Here is an 18888-nt window from a genome sequence, read left to right as displayed (position 1 = left end):
TGTTGTTGAAGAGTTGGAACGTTGCAAAGTTGAAATGTTGTAAGGTTGGAATGCTTGGGGTTAACCTTTCAACATTCAAACCTTACAACTTTACAACAATCTTATTCCAACGTGATATCCAAACCTAAACCTCTTAATTCATGAACCAATACGTTGAATGATTCCGGAACTGATGGTGTTGGCAGGTTTTCACCTTTAACAATAGCTTCGTATGTTTTGGCACGGCCGATAACATCATCCGATTTAACGGTCAATATCTCCTGCAGGATGTTAGATGCACCGAATGCTTCGAGTGCCCAAACCTCCATCTCACCAAAACGCTGACCACCAAACTGTGCTTTACCACCCAATGGTTGTTGTGTGATAAGAGAGTACGGCCCGATAGAACGTGCGTGCATCTTATCATCAACCATGTGACCCAGTTTAAGCATGTAGATGATACCTACGGTAGTTTGCTGATCGAAACGGTCGCCGGTTAAGCCATTGTACAGGTAAGTACGGCCAGATTCTGGCAAGCCTGCTTTCGCAACCCACTCTTCTACTTCGTGGTGGCTGGCACCATCGAATATAGGGGTAGCGAATTTAACGCCCAGCTCTTTACCTGCCCAACCTAATACGGTTTCGTAGATCTGGCCCAGGTTCATACGCGAAGGTACGCCCAGTGGGTTCAGTACGATATCAACCGGTGTGCCATCTTCCAAGAACGGCATATCCTCGTCACGTACGATACGTGCAACGATACCCTTGTTACCGTGGCGACCCGCCATTTTATCGCCCACTTTAAGCTTACGCTTCTTGGCAATGTAAACCTTAGCCATCTGTACAATGCCCGATGGCAGCTCGTCGCCCACGCTGATCGCGAATTTATCGCGGCGATATGCGCCAAGCTCTTCGTTTACCTTGATGTTGTAGTTGTGGAGCAAAGTTTTTATCTGCTCGTTCTTATCATCATCAGTGGTCCACTTAGTTGGGTTTATGTTCTCGTAGTGCAGTTCGGTAAGTATCTTCTGGGTGAATTTAACGCCCTTGGCTACATACAGCTCTTTGTAAACGTTGTAAACGCCTTGCGAAGTTTTACCGTTAACAATCTCGAACAACTTGTCTATCAAAGTATTCTTAAGCTCTTTTACGGCTTTATCGTGTTTAACGTCAAGCTTTTCAATCTGTGCTTTTTCTTCGGCCTTGGTGGTCTTTTTAGCACGGCTGAACAGTTTGGTATCGATAACCACACCGGCAATTGATGGCGGTGTTTTTAACGATGCATCCTTAACGTCGCCTGCTTTATCACCAAATATGGCGCGAAGCAATTTTTCTTCCGGTGATGGGTCCGATTCGCCTTTAGGGGTAATCTTACCAATCAGGATGTCGCCTTCTTTAACCTCGGCGCCAACGCGGATGATACCGTCTTCGTCCAGATCCTTGGTAGCTTCTTCAGAAACGTTAGGGATATCCGGTGTCAACTCTTCTTCACCACGTTTGGTATCGCGTACTTCAAGCTCAAACTCTTCAACGTGCAACGATGTAAAGATATCCTGAGAAACAACGCGCTCAGATATTACAATCGCATCCTCAAAGTTGTAACCCTGCCAAGGCATGAAAGCCACTTTAAGGTTACGGCCCAATGCAAGCTCGCCATTTTGTGTAGCGTAGCCCTCGCAAAGCACTTCGCCTTTTGTAACCCTTTGGCCTTTCTTAACGATTGGTTTAAGGTTGATGGTGGTGCTTTGGTTGGTCTTTTTGAACTTGGTTAAGATATAGCTCTTCGTATCGCCTTCGAAAGAGATCAAACGATCCATTTCGTCGCGGTCGTATTTAATTTTTATTTCGTTAGCATCAACATACTCTACCACGCCATCGCCTTCGGCGTTGATGAGGGTACGAGAGTCTTTTGCCACACGGCCTTCCAAACCTGTACCTACTATCGGCGCTTCGGGGCGCAACAATGGTACAGCCTGGCGTTGCATGTTCGAACCCATCAGGGCACGGTTAGCATCATCATGCTCCAGGAACGGGATCAGCGATGCCGCGATAGAAGTGATCTGGTTTGGCGCAATGTCCATCAAATCCAACCTTTCCGGCTCGATAATAGGGAAGTCACCTTCGAAACGTGCTTTTACTTTTGGTAAGGCAAATACACCTTTGTCATCGTAATGCGCGTTGGCCTGGCCAATAGTTTTACCGTCTTCATCTTCTGCAGACAAGTAGATAACCGGCTCGTTAACCTGTACTTTACCTTCAACCACACGTTTGTACGGGGTTTCAATAAAGCCTAAGTTGTTGATTTTGGCATGCACGCAAAGCGATGAAATCAAACCGATGTTCGGGCCTTCCGGAGTTTCGATGGTACACAACCTACCGTAGTGGGTGTAGTGTACGTCACGAACTTCGAAACCGGCGCGCTCACGTGACAGACCGCCGGGCCCAAGGGCTGACAGACGACGCTTGTGCGTGATCTCTGCCAGTGGGTTGGTTTGGTCCATAAACTGCGATAACTGGTTTGTTCCGAAGAACGAGTTGATTACCGATGAAAGAGTACGTGCGTTGATCAGGTCGGTTGGTGTGAACACCTCGTTATCACGAATGTTCATACGCTCACGTATAGTACGTGCCATACGTGCCAAACCAACACCAAACTGTGCATAAAGCTGCTCGCCAACAGTACGAACACGACGGTTGCTCAAGTGATCAATATCATCCACCTCGGCTTTCGAGTTGATTAATTTGATCAGGTATTTAACAATCGCGATGATATCCTGCTTGGTTAAAACCTTAGTTTCATCAGAGGTGTTCAGCTTTAATTTACGGTTGATGCGGTAACGGCCCACATCGCCCAGGTCATATCTTTTATCAGAGAAGAACAAGCGATCGATGATACCACGTGCAGTTTCCTCATCAGGTGGTTCGGCGTTACGCAACTGGCGATAGATGTGCTCCACCGCTTCTTTCTCCGAGTTCGAAGTATCTTTTTGTAAGGTATTGTATATAATAGTATAGTCACCGCTGGTGGCAGCATCTTCCTTGTTCAGGATGATGGTCTTAACACCGGCATCGATGATCATATCAATATGGTCGTCTTCCAAAACGGTTTCGCGCTCAAGGATGATCTCGTTACGGTCGATAGATACCACTTCACCGGTATCCTCATCCACGAAATCTTCTACCCATTTTTTAAGCACCCTTGCGGCAAGCTTACGGCCAATGAATTTCTTCAAGCCGCTTTTGCTTACTTTTACCTCGTCGGCCAGTTCAAACAATTCTAATATATCTTTATCAGAATCGTAACCGATGGCGCGAAGCAGCGTAGTAACCGGGAATTTCTTTTTACGGTCAATGTAGGCATACATCACGTTGTTAACGTCTGTAGCAAACTCAATCCACGATCCTTTGAAAGGGATAACACGGGCCGAGTATAATTTTGTACCGTTGGTGTGGCGGCTTTGGCCGAAGAACACACCTGGTGAACGGTGCAATTGCGATACAATTACACGCTCAGCGCCATTGATAACGAAGGTACCTTTAGGTGTCATATAAGGGATGGTACCCAAATAAACATCCTGTACAATCGTTTCAAAATCTTCGTGCTCGGCATCGTTACATGACAAGCGAAGTTTTGCTTTTAATGGCACACTGTAAGTTAAACCGCGCTCAATACACTCGCGTATATCGTAACGTGGCGGGTCAATAAAGTAATCAAGAAACTCCAAAACGAAGATGTTCCTTGAATCTGATATTGGAAAGTTTTCGGCAAATACTTTAAACAACCCTTCTTTGTAGCGGTTGTCTGACGTGGTTTCCAATTGAAAAAATTCCTGGAAAGACTGTAACTGCACATCCAGGAAATCGGGGTAATCAAGTACCTTTCTGCTGGTTGCAAAGTTTACTCTTTGGTTATTATTGTTTGCCAAGGTATTATAATTTTAGTTTATAAACACTTTAGGTGTGAGATACTAGACCTGCCTGCCGGCAGGCAGGTATGAGATTTGAGACCACCTTGTCTATTGACGATGTTTGACGACGTTAGGATAAAAATCTAACGTCTCATATCTCACATCTCAAATCCCTTTAAACAGCAATAGACCCCGTCCAAAATGGACGGAGTCTGATGCTATTTTGTGTGGGCTAAATTATTTAACCTCAACTACAGCTCCGGCTTCCTCTAATTGTTTTTTCAGAGATTCAGCTTCTTCTTTAGTTACGCCGGTTTTTACCTCTTTAGGTGCGCCGTCAACTAAGTCTTTAGCTTCTTTCAAGCCAAGGCCTGTAAGGTCTTTTACTAATTTAACAACTGCTAATTTAGCGCCACCTGCTTCTTTCAGGATAACGTCAAACGCAGTTTGTACTGCTTCAGCAGCAGGAGCATCATCGCCACCTGCAGGAGCAGCAGCAACTGCAACAGCAGCAGCAGCAGGCTCAATGCCATACTCATCTTTCAAGATCTGAGCTAATTCGTTTACTTCTTTTACTGTTAAGTTTACCAACTGTTCAGCAAACGCTTTTAAATCCGCCATTTTATTTTAATTTTTTACTTTAATGCTTTTTGTTTATTTCGAACTTTTAATGAGGCGTTCGTTAACCTCTTTCTTGTAATGTTTTCACTAAGCCTGCAATAGTATTTCCGCCTGATTGTAATGCAGAAATAACGTTTTTGGCTGGTGATTGCAGTAAGCCTACTATCTCGCCTATCAGTTGTTCCTTTGATTTTAGTTTGGTCAAAGTATCTAACTGGTTATCGCCAACAAATATTGCTGAATCGATGTACGCTGCTTTAAGGATTGGTTTCTCGCCTTTTTTCCTCAATTGTTTGATCAGCTTTGCCGGGGCAGTTGCCGATTTTGAGAAAAAGATTGATGATGAACCTTTCAACACATCGTATATCGGGCTAAAATCGCCACCGGCAGCTTCCATCGCTTTTTTAATCAAGCTGTTTTTTGCTACCTTCATGGTGATATCTGCCTCGAAGCATTGGCGACGGATATTGTTAACTTTTGCAACTGTAAGATCAGACGTATCAGTAATATAGAAATTACCATACTCTTTCATCTGCTCGCTTAGAGCAACGACAAGGTCGTATTTTTCTTCTTTATTCATGATTAAATTCCCGTTACTGATTTAGTTTCAACTGTTATACCCGGCGACATTGTTGAAGAGATGTGAATGCTCTTAAAATATGTTCCTTTTGCTGCTGATGGTTTTAATTTAGAGATGGTTTGCAATACTTCTAATGCATTCTCGTAAATTTTATCGGCAGGGAAAGACGCTTTTCCTATCGAGGTATGGATGATACCGGTTTTATCAACCTTGAAATCGATCTTACCAGCTTTTACCTCGGTTACAGCTTTACCAACTTCTGGTGTTACTGTACCCGATTTAGGGTTAGGCATTAAGTTACGCGGACCGAGGATACGACCCAAACGACCAACTTTAGCCATAACGCTAGGCATAGTTATGATAATATCAACATCAGTCCATCCGCCTTCGATCTTGGCAATATATTCATCCAAACCTACGTAATCTGCACCTGCGTCTTTAGCTTCTTGTTCCTTATCAGGAGTACAAAGAACTAATACACGTACAGTTTTACCGGTTCCATGAGGTAAGGTTGCAATACCACGCACCATTTGATTGGCTTTACGCGGATCTACGCCTAAACGCACATCGATATCAACAGATGAATCAAACTTGGTTAAGGTTAATTCCTTTACCAAAGCTGATGCTGCTTCTAATGAGTACGATTTGTTCGCCTCAATTTTGGATAGTGCCGCTTTTTGATTTTTTGTTAATCTAGCCACTGTCTTAAACTGATTTGTATTAATTAATAATTTTGACCTTAGATTTGAGATGTTAAATAGGAGCTTTGAAACCCTTACCCTGCTTCCCCAATCCTTAGATCATTTAGTTCCAGGGAGCCGTACCTGATACGGTGATTCCCATACTGCGGGCAGTACCTGCCACCATTTTCATGGCTGATTCTACTGTAAATGCATTCAAGTCAACCATTTTATCCTTGGCGATAGTTTCAACCTGTTCCCAATTTACATTGGCAACTTTTTTACGGTTGGGCTCTGCCGAACCACTCTTTAAGCCTGTTGCTTCTAAAAGCTGTATAGCTACCGGAGGGGTTTTGATGATAAATTCGAAAGACTTGTCGACATAAACAGTAATAAGCACCGGTAACACTTTCCCAGCTTTATCCTGGGTACGTGCGTTGAACTGCTTGCAAAACTCCATAATGTTCACACCTTTTGCACCCAATGCTGGGCCAATTGGTGGAGATGGGTTTGCAGCGCCGCCCTTTACCTGAAGCTTTACCATCGCACCGACTTCTTTTGCCATTTTACTTTGATTTAATTATAACTCAATGTTAGTAAGTGGAAGCTAAGTAACATTTAAGACGTTTGTAGATTTGAGATGTTAGATATGAGACTTGAGACTCATACCAGGTTATTCAAACCTTTATATTTTATGATTATTGTTTAGGTTGATCAATTTGACTTGGCGATGTTTCTCACATCTCAAATCTCACATCTCCTATCTAAACTATTCTTTCTCTACCTGCATGTAATTCAATTCAAGCGGCGTACGGCGCCCGAATATCTTTACCATTACTTTCAGTTTCTTCTTTTCCTCGTTCACTTCTTCTATCACACCGCTGAAACCGTTGAAAGGGCCGTCCATTACCTTTACGTTTTCGCCAACGTAATATGGCACGTTCATGGTTTCGCCCTGTGCGGTCATCTCGTCAACCTTGCCTAAAATGCGGTTAACTTCGGCCTGGCGAAGTGGGATAGCGTTACCTGCCTTATCACCAAGGAAACCAATTACGCTGTTAATGTTTTTGATGATGTGTTCCAACTCGCCATCAAGCGCGGCCTCCATCAATACGTATCCCGGGAAATAGTTGCGTTCTTTAGCAATCTTCTTCCCATCGCGCATTTGGTAATATTTCTCGGTAGGGATCAGTACCTGCGGTATAAGATGAGTTATGCCTAAGCGGTTTACTTCGGCATCGATATATTGCTTTACCTTTTTTTCTTTACCGCTGATAGCCCTAACTACGTACCACTTTAATTGATCGCTCATCTATAATATATAATTTAGGCTACTGATGTATAGAATGTTTTTAGCAGGTACCCAATAATTTGGTCCATACCAAAAATAACCATGGCTATGATAATAGCGGCAACCAATACCAGTACGGCACTGTTTTGCAACTCCCTCCAGGTTGGCCAGGTTACTTTCTCGGTCAACTCGATGTATGATTCTTTTATATACTCAGCTACGCCAGCCATATTTATTGATACTTAAAGCACGGGAACAAGGATTCGAACCCTGATCAAAGGTTTTGGAGACCTCTATTCTACCGTTGAACTATTCCCGTGTATTATTAAACCTCTTGTTTAGGGAGATTTGTTATGTTACTTATATTGTGAATAAAGTACCGAAGCGAAAGCTCCGGTACTTTACACAAAAATTAACCGTTTTGCTACCCATTTAAGGGTAAGAAATTATTTTAAAATTTCAGTTACCTGGCCGGCACCTACTGTTCTGCCACCTTCACGGATAGCGAAACGTAAGCCTTTTTCCATTGCGATTGCGTTGATCAGCTTTACAGTGATGGTAACGTTATCGCCAGGCATAACCATTTCTACACCTTCTGCCAGGCTGATTTCGCCTGTAACGTCTGTTGTGCGGAAATAGAACTGAGGACGGTATTTGTTGAAGAAAGGCGTGTGACGGCCACCTTCAGCTTTTGATAATACGTAAACTTCTGCTTTGAAATCTGTGTGTGGTTTTACTGAACCTGGTTTGCAGATAACCATACCGCGACGGATATCGGTTTTCTCAATACCACGTAACAATAAACCTACGTTGTCACCAGCTTCGCCACGGTCAAGGATCTTGCGGAACATTTCCACACCTGTAACTGTAGATTTTAAGTTTTCGGCACCCATACCCAGGATGTCTACTTGCTCGCCAGAGTTGATAACACCACGCTCGATACGACCAGTTGCAACAGTACCACGACCAGTGATCGAGAATACGTCTTCAACAGGCATAAGAAACGGAAGATCTGTCAAACGCGGAGGGATAGGGATGTAGCTATCTACAGCATCCATCAACTCCATAATTTTGCCAACCCATTGTGGATCGCCATTCAGGCCGCCTAAGGCAGAGCCCTGGATAACCGGGATATCATCACCTGGGAAATCGTAGAACGATAATAGTTCGCGGATTTCCATTTCTACTAATTCTAACAATTCTGGATCATCAACCATATCCACTTTGTTCATGAATACAACCAATGAAGGTACACCTACCTGACGAGCCAAAAGGATGTGCTCGCGAGTTTGTGGCATAGGACCATCAGTAGCAGCTACAACAATGATTGCACCGTCCATCTGAGCAGCACCTGTAACCATGTTTTTCACATAATCCGCGTGACCCGGGCAGTCAACGTGAGCGTAGTGACGGTTTGCAGTTGAGTACTCAACGTGCGCAGTGTTGATTGTGATACCACGCTCTTTTTCTTCAGGAGCTGAGTCAATTGAATCAAATGAACGAGCTTCTGATAAACCTGCATCAGCTAATACTTTAGTGATAGCTGCAGTAAGGGTTGTTTTGCCGTGGTCAACGTGACCGATAGTACCGATGTTTAAGTGCGGTTTACTGCGGTCAAATTTTTCTTTTGCCATGATTTATATTTGTTTGTAGGTTAATTTATACTTTAAAACGTATTATACTTATTATTAATATAATGAGCCAACAATGGGATTTGAACCCATGACCTCTTCCTTACCAAGGAAGTGCTCTACCCCTGAGCTACGTCGGCTTTTTTGTTCATTGGTTCAATTGTTCAGTAGTTCATTGGTCTTTTCCGGCTGTCACTAATGAACAAATGAACCAACCCACTAATGAACCAACCGAGCGGAAGACGAGGTTCGAACTCGCGACCTATAGCTTGGAAGGCTATCGCTCTACCAACTGAGCTACTTCCGCAATTTTTCAAAATCTAAAAGCTAAACTCTAAACCCTAAAACAAATTTTAGAATTTAGAATTTAGCACTTTAGGCATTTAAAGTGGGGGGAGAAGGATTCGAACCTTCGTAGCCGAAGCAGCGGATTTACAGTCCGCCCCATTTGACCGCTCTGGTATCCCCCCGTTGTTGATTTCGGATCTGCCATGCTCAATTGGAAGCTAAGCATCACATCTCCGAAATAACAGAGCCTCCTATCGGGATCGAACCAATGACCTACTGATTACAAGTCAGTCGCTCTACCAGCTGAGCTAAGGAGGCTTAATTGTTACCAATTTGCAGTACTCACATTTAGCTTTCCCAAAATCGGCGGCAATTAATATTGCGCTATTTTTTTTATTTTAAAGAACCTTTCCGCTTGCGGCGAGGAGCATGTTAATGACCTCTCTGAAACGGATTGCAAATCTACAAAAATTTAAAGCCGTGCAAAATTATTTTTCAAAAAAAATCAAGGGGTGCTAAAGCAGCATAATTCGGCTGATTTTGTGCGGAAAATGGGCCTTCCTGCCTTGTGTACAGGTGCGCAGGGGTATCATTATCACTGTCAAAACGTTAAGTTTTATGCACGGCCGTTCCCCGGGGATACCATCGGGAGCCTGCTTGTTTATCGAATTTAGCAAGTTTCGCGCTACTCTGGCGACGTAAATTCTGCAAACAGGTTATATGCCTTTTGCGTTTCGCATCCTGATGAGCGAGAAATTCAAGGTAGATTTACTTAAGCCCGCCGCCACATCAATAAGAGACGGGGTAAACTTCAGCTCCACATCGCGCTTCAGCAGTTCTTCTATTATATTGGCAACCCTTTGTTCGGCAACGGGCTTTTCGGGCTCATATGATATGTGATAACCGGCGCATGCATCAAGCAGCGTAAAATTATCCGGCGCAAATTCATAGCAGGTTAAAACGGTATCGCATATTTGCTTATACCATCCGCTCTCTACTATTATAATATAGGTGGCAGCCGATGTACCCAGGAAACGATCCCTATCGGCCTGGCTGGTATCATCGCCTGCATAAAAGGTAACCCGTGGGCAATTGCGCGGCAGCAGGTAATTATGCAGCAACTTGCCACTAATGGCAAATACTACGTCGCCGGTAATGGCTGCGAAATAAGATGGTGAGGGCCTTGGCACGAAAAGCTTGATGCCTGCCTCTTCACTCACATGAAATATGCCTTCCGCCGGTTGCTGCACAAAAAAGGTTTTGTTTGCTGCTAATTTATACGCTATTATTGAATAAATAACCGAAAAGTTAAAACCCGGTACTACGTATCAGGTTAAATAATATAAAACAGCTACGGAGAATCATAGATGAACAAACGCAGGCAACACATATTGTTTTTGGTATTGGCTATCATCAGCATCGGCTTTATTGTGCTTACCATTTTGGTGATGCTGCACCCAACATCGTTTATCGATATCGAATTCTCGGAAGAGATACAGGAGCATCAGAATAAATTTCTGGATACGGCCATGTACCTCATCAGCTGCCCCGGCTTTATGCCGGAATCGCCCATCATGATTGTTTGTACCAGCCTGTTGCTTTTTATTTTTAAGTTTAAAAAGGCCGCGGTATATATATTGTTTACCATGGTAGCCGGCCTGGTAAGTACTATTGTAAAAGTATTGGTAAACCGCCCCCGCCCTACCGACGACCTGGTGCGGGTGGTGCTTAAAACTACCCAGCAGAGTTTCCCCAGCGGGCATGTACTCTTCTATGTGGTATTCTTCGGTTTCGTGGTGATGCTGATGTACCAGTTAGAAGGCATTGCCAAATGGGCAAGGGTAATGGTAGCGCTAATAAGCCTTTTTATGATATTTACCATCCCCTTCTCGCGCATTTACCTGGGTGCGCATTGGTTTACCGATGTAACCGGTGGTTTCCTCCTCGGCCTGCTATGTCTCTACCTGCTATCGTGGCTGTACCTGCGCAAACCGGCAAAAAAAGACGAGGCGCCCGTGGCAGAGAAGCAATAATTTCCGGGTATCCTGTTTGTTATTTCGGCAAGAATAATTGTATCTTCAAAGCTCAAAACCTTTATATACAATGACAACCGTTGCCGCTCCCCAAAAAACAAGGATACAATCTATTGACATACTGCGGGGAGCAATTATGCTGATTATGGCGCTGGACCATGTGCGCGATTACTTTCAAATTGGCGCACTCACCAGCGACCCTACCAACATGGCTACCACAACCCCAGCCCTGTTTTTCACCCGGTGGATAACGCATTTCTGCGCGCCAACATTTGTGTTCCTCAGTGGCATATCGGCTTACCTGGCCGGTACGCGCCGTACAAAAAAGCAGTTCAGCGGTTTTTTGATGAAAAGAGGATTATGGCTTATTGTAGTAGAACTATTACTGATAACGCTGGCCCTTACGTTGAACCCGCTTTATAACGTGCTTGTATTGCAGGTGATATGGGTGATAGGGCTTAGTATGATATTCCTGGGATTGCTGATATGGCTGCCGAAATGGATTACGGTTAGCCTAGCCGTTCTGCTGTTCTTCGGGCATAATATACTCGACAGCATGGTGCTGCCCCAAACAGGCGCATCATCGGTATTGTTAAAGGTTTTCCTTACTGCCAGGGGCACCGTACTGCCGCTTGATGCAAGCCATTTTGTTTTTGTATTGTACGCCGTACTACCATGGACGGGCGTAATGCTGATGGGGTATCTTTTCGGGCCGCTTTACAACGCCACCTTCGATGCTGCCAAACGCAAGCGATTATTATTAACGGCTTCTGCCACGGCGTTTGTGCTATTCGTGGTGCTGCGCTATACCAACATCTACGGCGACCCTGCCCCCTGGGCCCTGCAAAAAAACAGCACCTACACCTTCCTTTCGTTTTTAAACGTAAGCAAGTATCCGCCATCGTTGATGTACACGTGCATGACGCTATCGGTATCCCTGCTGGTGCTCGCCCTTACCGAAAGGGGCAAAGGCAAAGTAGCCGCGTTTTTTACCACCTACGGCAACGTGCCTTTCTTTTATTACATGCTGCATTTTTACCTAATCAGGCTCCTAACGGTTATCTTGTTTTTTGCACAGGGGTATAAACCCTCGCAAATTATTACGCCCAACATCCCCTTTCTTTTTACGCCGCCGGGCTTTGGTTACAGTTTGGGCGGAGCATATATCATATGGCTGCTTGTTATTTTAACGCTGTATTTCCCGTGCAGGTGGTACAGCCAATACAAAAAAACACATAGCCAATGGTGGCTGAGTTATTTGTAGACACGATTTAAGGGTTGAGGGATTAACAGGATTGTCTGAATCAGAATTTACAGAATTTGAGAATTTACAGAATTTCGAAAACTGCTCGTGTGCATTTTCTAATATGTCATGTCTCAAATCTCAAATCTACTTAATAAACTGCTGTATCACCTGTTGCAGCTGGCTTGCCGGTATTACGCCGCTTTGGCGCCATTTGCTTTCGCCGTTTTGGAAAACCATTAGCGTGGGTACGCTTTGCACATGGTAAGCGCTGGCGGCCGAAGGGTTTTTGTCGATATCTATCTTGAGGATGGTTACTTTATCGCCCAGGGCATCTTTTACCTGTTTCAGTATCGGCGGCATCATTTTACAGGGGCCGCACCACTCGGCGCTAAAATCAATCAAAACGGGTATTTCTGATGCGATGATGTCCTTAAAATTTGCCATGGCCTTATCTGTTTATGTAATAATAACGGATGAGCAGGTAAAACGTTTCGTTCAATGGAGGTTTTGCAGGAGATTTTACGTGCCACTGAGATATTATTATATCCGGGCCGCGATGGTTCACGAGCGTCACGGATATTTGCACCTCCCAACTTCTCCAACCTTTTTAACCCTTTTAACTTCTCTACCCCCTTTTTAACTTTTCTAACTATTCTCAACCATTCTAACTACTTCCAACTTTATCCTTAAATTTGCAGCTTATTAATACCACCCTGCAAATGAATGCTGATGCCGTAAAAATGCTGCAAGGCCGTTACTGTAATTCGTTGACTGACTACTCACGTTTTGTTACCCGCGAGGTTTTTATTGGCGATGTGCCTATGGGCGGCAACAACCCTATCCGCATCCAAAGCATGACCACTACCGATACCATGGATACCATTGGTACAGTAGAGCAAACCATCCGCATGGTTGATGCCGGCTGCGAATATGTGCGTATCACCGCGCCCAGCATCAAAGAAGCAAACAATCTCGCCGAAATAAAAAAACAACTGCGCCAGCGCGGCTACACCGTGCCGTTGGTTGCCGATATACATTTTACGCCAAACGCTGCCGAAGTGGCTGCCCGCATAGTAGAAAAGGTGCGCGTAAACCCCGGCAACTACGCCGATAAAAAAAAATTCGATCAGTTAGATTATACTGATGCCCAGTACCGCGGCGAACTGGAGCGCATCTTTCAGAAGTTTACCCCTCTGGTAAGAATTTGTAAAGAGTACGGTACTGCCATGCGCATCGGCACTAACCACGGCTCGTTGAGCGACCGTATCATGAGCCGCTACGGCGATACACCGCAGGGCATGGTAGAGAGCGCTATGGAGTTCATCCGCATGTGTGAAACGCTGGGTTATTACAGCCTGGTGGTATCAATGAAGAGCAGCAACCCTCAGGTAATGGTGCAAGCCTACCGCCTGCTGGTACAAACCATGGTGGCCGAAGGCATGAATTACCCGTTGCACCTGGGCGTAACCGAAGCCGGCGACGGAGAAGACGGCCGCATCAAATCTGCTGTAGGCATTGGTACCTTATTGGAAGATGGCCTTGGCGATACCGTCCGCGTATCCCTTACCGAAGAACCCGAGGCAGAAGCACCTGTTGCCATTGCGCTGGTAAACAGATATTTGAAAAGGAGTCAAGAACCGAGAATCAAGAACCAAGAGAGCGAATCAAATATCTCCTCCCCTTTGGAGGGCGCCGGGTTGAGCCTACACAATCCCTACGAATACAAAAAACGCGAAACCTACGAGGCCAATGCCTTTATAGGCGGGCACATGGTGCCAAGAGTGGTGGTTGATATTTCACAAGCCAACCTGAAGGACCCTGCCGTGATGAATGCGGCTGGTTACCTGTATTCGCCCCTGCTGGATAAATACAACATGGCCGAGCAATCGGTAGATTTTGTTTACCTGGGCGATAGCCTTCCATCATTTAACCTGCCCGGCAACTTAAAACAGCTTTACAATTACATTGCCTGGCAAAAACTGGCTGATAAAACGCTTTGCCATCCGGTGTTTACGTTAGAGGAATATATTGCTGAGGGTGCAGACCGTACTTCTGCGCTAAATCTCGTGAGGATAACCAACGCCGATCTTGATTCGGAAGCGTTCGGTTTACTGCAAATGGATAAAAGCCTGGTATTTGTGTTGGAAACCAACCAACTCCACGGCATGGCAGATCAGCGCTCATTTTTCCTGAAACTGGAAGAATTTGGTTTGGATGTGCCTGTGATTGTAAAACGGAGTTACAGTTTTGAGTCCGAAAGTCGGCAGTCCGAAAGCCCGGAAGACGGGAAACCAATTGATTCCGGTCTCACATCTCATATCTCACATCTCATATCTAATCAAGATTCCGGTCTCATATCTCATATCTCAAATCTCACATCTAACCTACAGCTTTACGCTGCTACCGACCTGGGCGCTTTATTGGTTGATGGTTTTGGCGATGGGATTTGGATAGATGCGCCGCAGATAGAAACCTCGGTGATTACTTCCACAGCTTTTGGGATATTGCAGGCCACCCGTTCGCGCATCTCCAAAACAGAATACATCAGTTGCCCAAGCTGCGGGCGCACCTTGTTTGATTTGATGGTGACTACCCAAATGATCCGCAGCCGCACCAGTCACTTAAAAGGTTTGAAGATTGGCATCATGGGCTGCATTGTAAACGGGCCTGGCGAAATGGCCGATGCCGATTATGGCTATGTTGGCTCGGGTACAGATAAGGTTACCCTCTATCGCGGTAAAGAGGCAGTGAAGAAAAACATCAACTCCGCCAATGCGCTTGATGAATTGGTCGGTATCATTAAGGATGATGGTAACTGGATAGAACCTGTAGAATATGCTAAGTAAAAAGTTAGCTCTTCTTCTACTGGTAATCGTAACAGGTTTTAAAAGCTTTGGGCAAGACAGCAATTTTGATAAAGGACTGATGGCCTTTGACGCTAAAAATTTTAACGAAGCCCTTATTAAATTAAAACCCTACGCCGAAAAAGGCAACTGCCTTGCGCAGTTTGCCGTCGGATTTTCATTAATGTATAACGGTGCGGATTCGCATGATTCCACCGCGCGCCATTGGCTTAAGTTGGCTGCCGAGCAGAAACAACCTAACGCGATGGGGCCATTAGCTGTAAATTATTTTGGATCAGACGCGGATCAGGCGAATGTGAACGCTTACTTATGGGCAATGCTCGCGGCAGAATATGACCCTCGGCAACAAGCCACCACCGCCCGGGTTTTAATAAAAAGTTATTTATCGCCCGGTGAATTAAAGAAGGCCGAAAGCCTGATAAAAGCTTACCTCGACAAGTGGAAAGAAACGCCCAACTGTAGATAGACTTTTCGTCCGGCAAGCCAGTTTCATGTAGTAAATAAGCACCCCGCTTTGCAGGCAGGATGCTTAAGTACTCAACTAAGGTCTCCGCAGATAAAATGCCGGCCGGTTGTCCCTTACGCCGTTTTCAACAAATCCGGCTTTTGCCAGTATCCGTTTAGAGGGCGCGTTCCAATCGTCCGTGCTGGCCCATATCACTTTTACGTCCGGGTTTTCAAAGCCCCATTCGCATATGCGTTTTAAGCCCTCGGTGCCGTAGCCTTTGCCTTGCTCATTACGGTCGATTGAGTAGCCGGTGATAGATTCGCCTTTTTCATCGGGCCAACCCAGGCCGAAGCCGCCGATGCTGGTATTGGTGTCTTTACGCACCGCCTCCCAAATGCTGTACCATATCCATTTATCAGGATTAGCAAGTGTTTTGGGGATGCACCAGTTCTCGATGGCGTCGGCAAGTTCGTCTTGCCAAATCTGGTCTACAAGCATATTTGATGGATTAAGGCCCATAGATAGTTCCATTTTTTCGCGGCTTTCTTGTAATAACAAAAGCTGCGTGTGTGTTAACGGTATTAATTTTAACCGTTCGGATTCGATAAAAAACATTGTTTTGGTTTAAATTATATAACAAAAGAAATTCAGTCCACCGGCAATTGGTGGTTAAAAGCAGCCTTTAGAATGGCTGAATGTTATACAATTCCAGGCAGTGTAATTAGCCTGTTTGGTGCGTTAAGTAACAGCGGCGGTAATTTTTGTTATCCAAATATAGTGTTTTGTAATTTTCAAATTATCTTATTTTCAAATTGAAATCCTAATTTTAAGGCATGAGTACTGAGCTTATCTTAAACATCATCACCTGCAATTGCTTTTTTTTGATGGCTTTTGTGGCCTGGTTCAATCCGCATAAGGTAAACGTGGCGGCCAACCGTTGGCTGGGGCTGTTTTTTGCTGCGGTAGGCTGCATGGTTTGTAATGTGGTGCTCTACGATGCCAGGTTGGATGCTACATACCCACGCATTATCGGCTTTAACGAATTATCCCGCTTCGCGCTGGCACCCGCCTTGTATCTCAGCATCGTTCAGTTCACCACGCCGGGCAGCAAGTTTAAAGCAAAGGATTACCTGCATTTTATACCTTTCGCCATCTTCTTTTTGTATATGGTGCCGGTTTTGTATTTCCCCGATCACCAGTTGATAGGCGGGCGCTTCAGCTTGCCGCCGAAGCTGAACTTTGTGATTGGCTTTTTGGTGCGCTGGTCTATCAATGTGCAATTGCTTGTATATTGGGTACTGGCCTTTAATACTTTGCGCAAACATCAAAAGCACTTGTTGCTTATTGCTTCCGATACGGTACCCGTAAACCTTAGCTGGCTCAAATACCTGCTGCTGAGCGTAGGTGGGATGCTGGCATTATTTTTCGCATCCATTTTCTTTGGGATACACATACGATCGGTTTTTATTGCCGCAGGCTACCTGCTTGGCGGCCTCGCCATATTCTACTACTCGCTGGCACAAAAAGAGGTGTTCCCCTTTGAAGTGGCAGAACTGACGGCCCTCAACGAAGTTATCGTGGAAGTTGATGCACAGGTAAAACCCATCAAACAACGCCTTACAGAAGAACAGTCCCTGGAGATGCGCACCAAACTCGAAAGCCTGATGACGGCCGAAAAGCTTTACCTCGATAACGAACTCAGTCTGCCTCACCTCGCCGAAGCCACGGGTGTGTCTGTACACGATCTGTCTTACCTGCTAAACGAGAAGATAGGGCTCAACTTTTTCCAGTTTGTGAACGCTTACCGGGTAGAGGAGGCTAAACAAATTATGCTATCGGATAAATATAAGCACCTCAATATGCTGGGTATTGCTTATAGTGCGGGTTTTAGTTCTAAAACCACATTTAATACAGTGTTTAAAGCGCAGATGGGGATGTCGCCGAGTGGGTTTATAAATCAGCATAAGGCGGCTACGGCTTCTTTGCAATCCTGAAAAGCGGGATATTTCCGGTTCCCCTCCTGGGAGGGGGCGTGCCGGATTGTGCGGTGGCAGGGGTGGGTTTCACCACAATGCTGACTAACACACCCCTCCACCCCTCTCAAGAGGGGAATCGCGCAGCCCCCCCTCGCTTGACTTGAAAATTATCCCATCAAACACGTTCCGTTGGATAATCCCGAACGACAGGCATTGCCCATCTGCCTAACATTGTGCCAACTAAATAACACAATGTATTATGGAACGTAAACCTTTCTCTCCGCTCGCCCTTGCGGCTTTTATTGCTGCCTTTTTAGGCTTTATGGTTTTTGCCCGCGCTATCCGTGTTGCCCTTGGCGAAAATATACCGCCGGTGTTGCTTTATGGCGTTACGGCAGGGTATTTCCTTGCCATCTGCTGTTTAATATTTGTTTGGAAAAGCAAAGCCGCAAAGGGCACTATCGATGTTACTAACTACACCGCCTTTTGGCAAAATGCTGTGCGTTATACCCTCGCGCTGGACATGGTGATGTTTGGCGGACAGAAGCTTTGCCACCTGCAATTTTACGTGCCGCTGGGCATGCTGGATGACCCTTTTACCGCCATCCCCAATGAAATGCTGATGTGGGCATTTATGGGGCGCTATCATTCTATGGTGGATATTATCGCCTGTATCGAAATCTTGGGCGGAGTGCTTTTGCTATTCCGCAAAACCCGGTTGGTGGGCGCATTTGTATTGCTGCCCATGCTGCTGAATATTATGTTGCTGGATTTTTATTACCTGAACCTGCTGGTGCAGGTATATGTGGTACTGGAAGTATTCGCCGTAATATACCTCATCCTGCTGGAGTACCGCCGCCTGGTTGATTTCTTCCTCGTTTCAAAAGGCAATTCGCCCTTGTACAATTTTCGAAGCAAGGGTATGGGTTATGCAGTAAAGGCATCAGCTATTATTATCCCGGCGATTGCCCTCGCTGTACACCAATACCCAACCAATTACACCGAAATAACCGGTAAATACGAAGTGAAGCGTGTATTCATCAACAATACCGACCAAACCCAGGCGCCCTGCCGCGACAGCGTGCTCACTCATATATTTATCGACCGCTTCGACCTGGTTTTGGGTTATCCCGATTACCGCAACAAAGTAATTGGCAGGTACAAATACAACCCGCAAACCAAACAAATTACCGTAAAATTCCAATACCCGGAGACCATGAAAGACTCGCTTACCGCCACCATCACTCCCGGCACCGGCGAAATGAAAACAGTCGTTGGAAAAATAGGTGGTAAGACATTGAAGATTGAAATGGAAAGGGTGGCGCCGGTGAATAATTAATTGG

17 protein-coding genes and 5 tRNA genes are annotated in these 18888 nt (G+C 45.2%); 6 read left to right on the top strand and 16 right to left on the bottom strand.

Annotated elements, in window-relative coordinates:
- Positions 1-101: 101 nt before the first annotated feature.
- The 14 genes from rpoB to AC1DXC_RS12255 all read right to left on the bottom strand — a co-directional run bounded on the left by rpoB (position 102) and on the right by AC1DXC_RS12255 (position 10228).
- A complete protein-coding gene (gene rpoB / locus AC1DXC_RS12320; protein ID WP_477459445.1) occupies positions 102-3905 on the bottom strand; it encodes a DNA-directed RNA polymerase subunit beta in 3804 nt (1267 codons plus the stop codon).
- 219 nt (positions 3906-4124) lie between these two features.
- Entirely contained in the window at positions 4125-4508 is a 384-nt protein-coding gene (gene rplL / locus AC1DXC_RS12315; RefSeq protein WP_073405423.1) for a 50S ribosomal protein L7/L12, read from the bottom strand.
- Positions 4509-4569: 61 nt separating this feature from the next.
- On the bottom strand, positions 4570-5088 hold the full coding sequence (gene rplJ, locus AC1DXC_RS12310; protein ID WP_477459444.1) for a 50S ribosomal protein L10: 519 nt from the start codon (positions 5086-5088) through the stop codon (positions 4570-4572).
- 2 nt (positions 5089-5090) lie between these two features.
- Entirely contained in the window at positions 5091-5789 is a 699-nt protein-coding gene (gene rplA / locus AC1DXC_RS12305; RefSeq protein ID WP_133231749.1) for a 50S ribosomal protein L1, read from the bottom strand.
- Positions 5790-5892: 103 nt separating this feature from the next.
- Complete coding sequence (rplK, locus tag AC1DXC_RS12300) at positions 5893-6333, bottom strand: 50S ribosomal protein L11 (RefSeq protein WP_128531932.1); 441 nt, start codon at positions 6331-6333, stop codon at positions 5893-5895.
- Between the two features lie 204 nt (positions 6334-6537).
- On the bottom strand, positions 6538-7080 hold the full coding sequence (gene nusG / locus AC1DXC_RS12295; protein ID WP_133231747.1) for a transcription termination/antitermination protein NusG: 543 nt from the start codon (positions 7078-7080) through the stop codon (positions 6538-6540).
- 14 nt (positions 7081-7094) lie between these two features.
- Positions 7095-7289: a preprotein translocase subunit SecE gene (secE, locus tag AC1DXC_RS12290; protein ID WP_133231745.1), complete on the bottom strand. Its 195-nt coding sequence runs from the start codon at positions 7287-7289 to the stop codon at positions 7095-7097.
- A gap of 18 nt (positions 7290-7307) precedes the next feature.
- Positions 7308-7378 (bottom strand) — tRNA-Trp (locus tag AC1DXC_RS12285).
- 127 nt (positions 7379-7505) lie between these two features.
- Positions 7506-8693 carry an elongation factor Tu gene (gene tuf, locus AC1DXC_RS12280; protein WP_133231743.1) on the bottom strand — a complete coding sequence of 396 codons (1188 nt, stop codon included), beginning with the start codon at positions 8691-8693 and terminating at the stop codon, positions 7506-7508.
- 65 nt (positions 8694-8758) lie between these two features.
- Positions 8759-8830 (bottom strand) — tRNA-Thr (locus AC1DXC_RS12275).
- A 94-nt stretch (positions 8831-8924) separates the two neighbouring features.
- A tRNA-Gly gene (locus AC1DXC_RS12270) sits at positions 8925-8997 on the bottom strand.
- Positions 8998-9079: 82 nt separating this feature from the next.
- Positions 9080-9160 (bottom strand) — tRNA-Tyr (locus AC1DXC_RS12265).
- A gap of 63 nt (positions 9161-9223) precedes the next feature.
- Positions 9224-9296 (bottom strand) — tRNA-Thr (locus tag AC1DXC_RS12260).
- Positions 9297-9694: 398 nt separating this feature from the next.
- Positions 9695-10228: a DUF6886 family protein gene (locus AC1DXC_RS12255; protein ID WP_477459443.1), complete on the bottom strand. Its 534-nt coding sequence runs from the start codon at positions 10226-10228 to the stop codon at positions 9695-9697.
- A gap of 117 nt (positions 10229-10345) precedes the next feature.
- On the opposite strand from AC1DXC_RS12255, the gene AC1DXC_RS12250 reads away from it, so the two are divergent.
- The gene (locus AC1DXC_RS12250) at positions 10346-11011 is read left to right on the top strand and encodes a phosphatase PAP2 family protein (RefSeq protein ID WP_477459442.1); all 666 of its coding nucleotides are present in this window, start codon (positions 10346-10348) and stop codon (positions 11009-11011) included.
- Positions 11012-11081: 70 nt separating this feature from the next.
- On the top strand, positions 11082-12275 hold the full coding sequence (locus tag AC1DXC_RS12245) for an acetyltransferase domain-containing protein (RefSeq protein WP_477459441.1): 1194 nt from the start codon (positions 11082-11084) through the stop codon (positions 12273-12275).
- Between the two features lie 126 nt (positions 12276-12401).
- On the opposite strand, the gene trxA is transcribed toward AC1DXC_RS12245, so the two are convergent.
- Positions 12402-12701, bottom strand: a complete 300-nt coding sequence (trxA, locus tag AC1DXC_RS12240) for a thioredoxin (protein WP_477459440.1) — start codon at positions 12699-12701, stop codon at positions 12402-12404.
- Positions 12702-12976: 275 nt separating this feature from the next.
- On the opposite strand from trxA, the gene ispG reads away from it, so the two are divergent.
- Positions 12977-15103 (top strand): (E)-4-hydroxy-3-methylbut-2-enyl-diphosphate synthase, encoded by a 2127-nt coding sequence (gene ispG, locus AC1DXC_RS12235; RefSeq protein ID WP_477459711.1) that lies wholly within the window; start codon positions 12977-12979, stop codon positions 15101-15103.
- Positions 15093-15587 carry a hypothetical protein gene (locus AC1DXC_RS12230; protein ID WP_477459439.1) on the top strand — a complete coding sequence of 165 codons (495 nt, stop codon included), beginning with the start codon at positions 15093-15095 and terminating at the stop codon, positions 15585-15587. Before ispG ends, AC1DXC_RS12230 begins: the two co-directional genes overlap by 11 nt.
- A 75-nt stretch (positions 15588-15662) precedes the next feature.
- Here the strand turns inward: AC1DXC_RS12230 and AC1DXC_RS12225 are convergent, their stop codons facing one another.
- On the bottom strand, positions 15663-16127 hold the full coding sequence (locus AC1DXC_RS12225; protein WP_477459438.1) for a GNAT family N-acetyltransferase: 465 nt from the start codon (positions 16125-16127) through the stop codon (positions 15663-15665).
- 275 nt (positions 16128-16402) lie between these two features.
- Between AC1DXC_RS12225 and AC1DXC_RS12220 the strand changes: the two genes are divergently transcribed.
- Together AC1DXC_RS12220 and AC1DXC_RS12215 are read left to right on the top strand one after the other, a co-directional pair.
- Positions 16403-17563, top strand: a complete 1161-nt coding sequence (locus AC1DXC_RS12220; RefSeq protein WP_477459437.1) for a helix-turn-helix domain-containing protein — start codon at positions 16403-16405, stop codon at positions 17561-17563.
- A 241-nt stretch (positions 17564-17804) separates the two neighbouring features.
- Complete coding sequence (locus AC1DXC_RS12215; RefSeq protein WP_477459436.1) at positions 17805-18884, top strand: hypothetical protein; 1080 nt, start codon at positions 17805-17807, stop codon at positions 18882-18884.
- Positions 18885-18888 lie beyond the last annotated feature (4 nt).

This window comes from Mucilaginibacter sp. P2_D11, assembly GCF_056404435.1.
The sequence above is the reverse complement of the archived record's forward strand: the minus strand, read 5'-3'. Positions and strand labels throughout refer to the sequence as shown.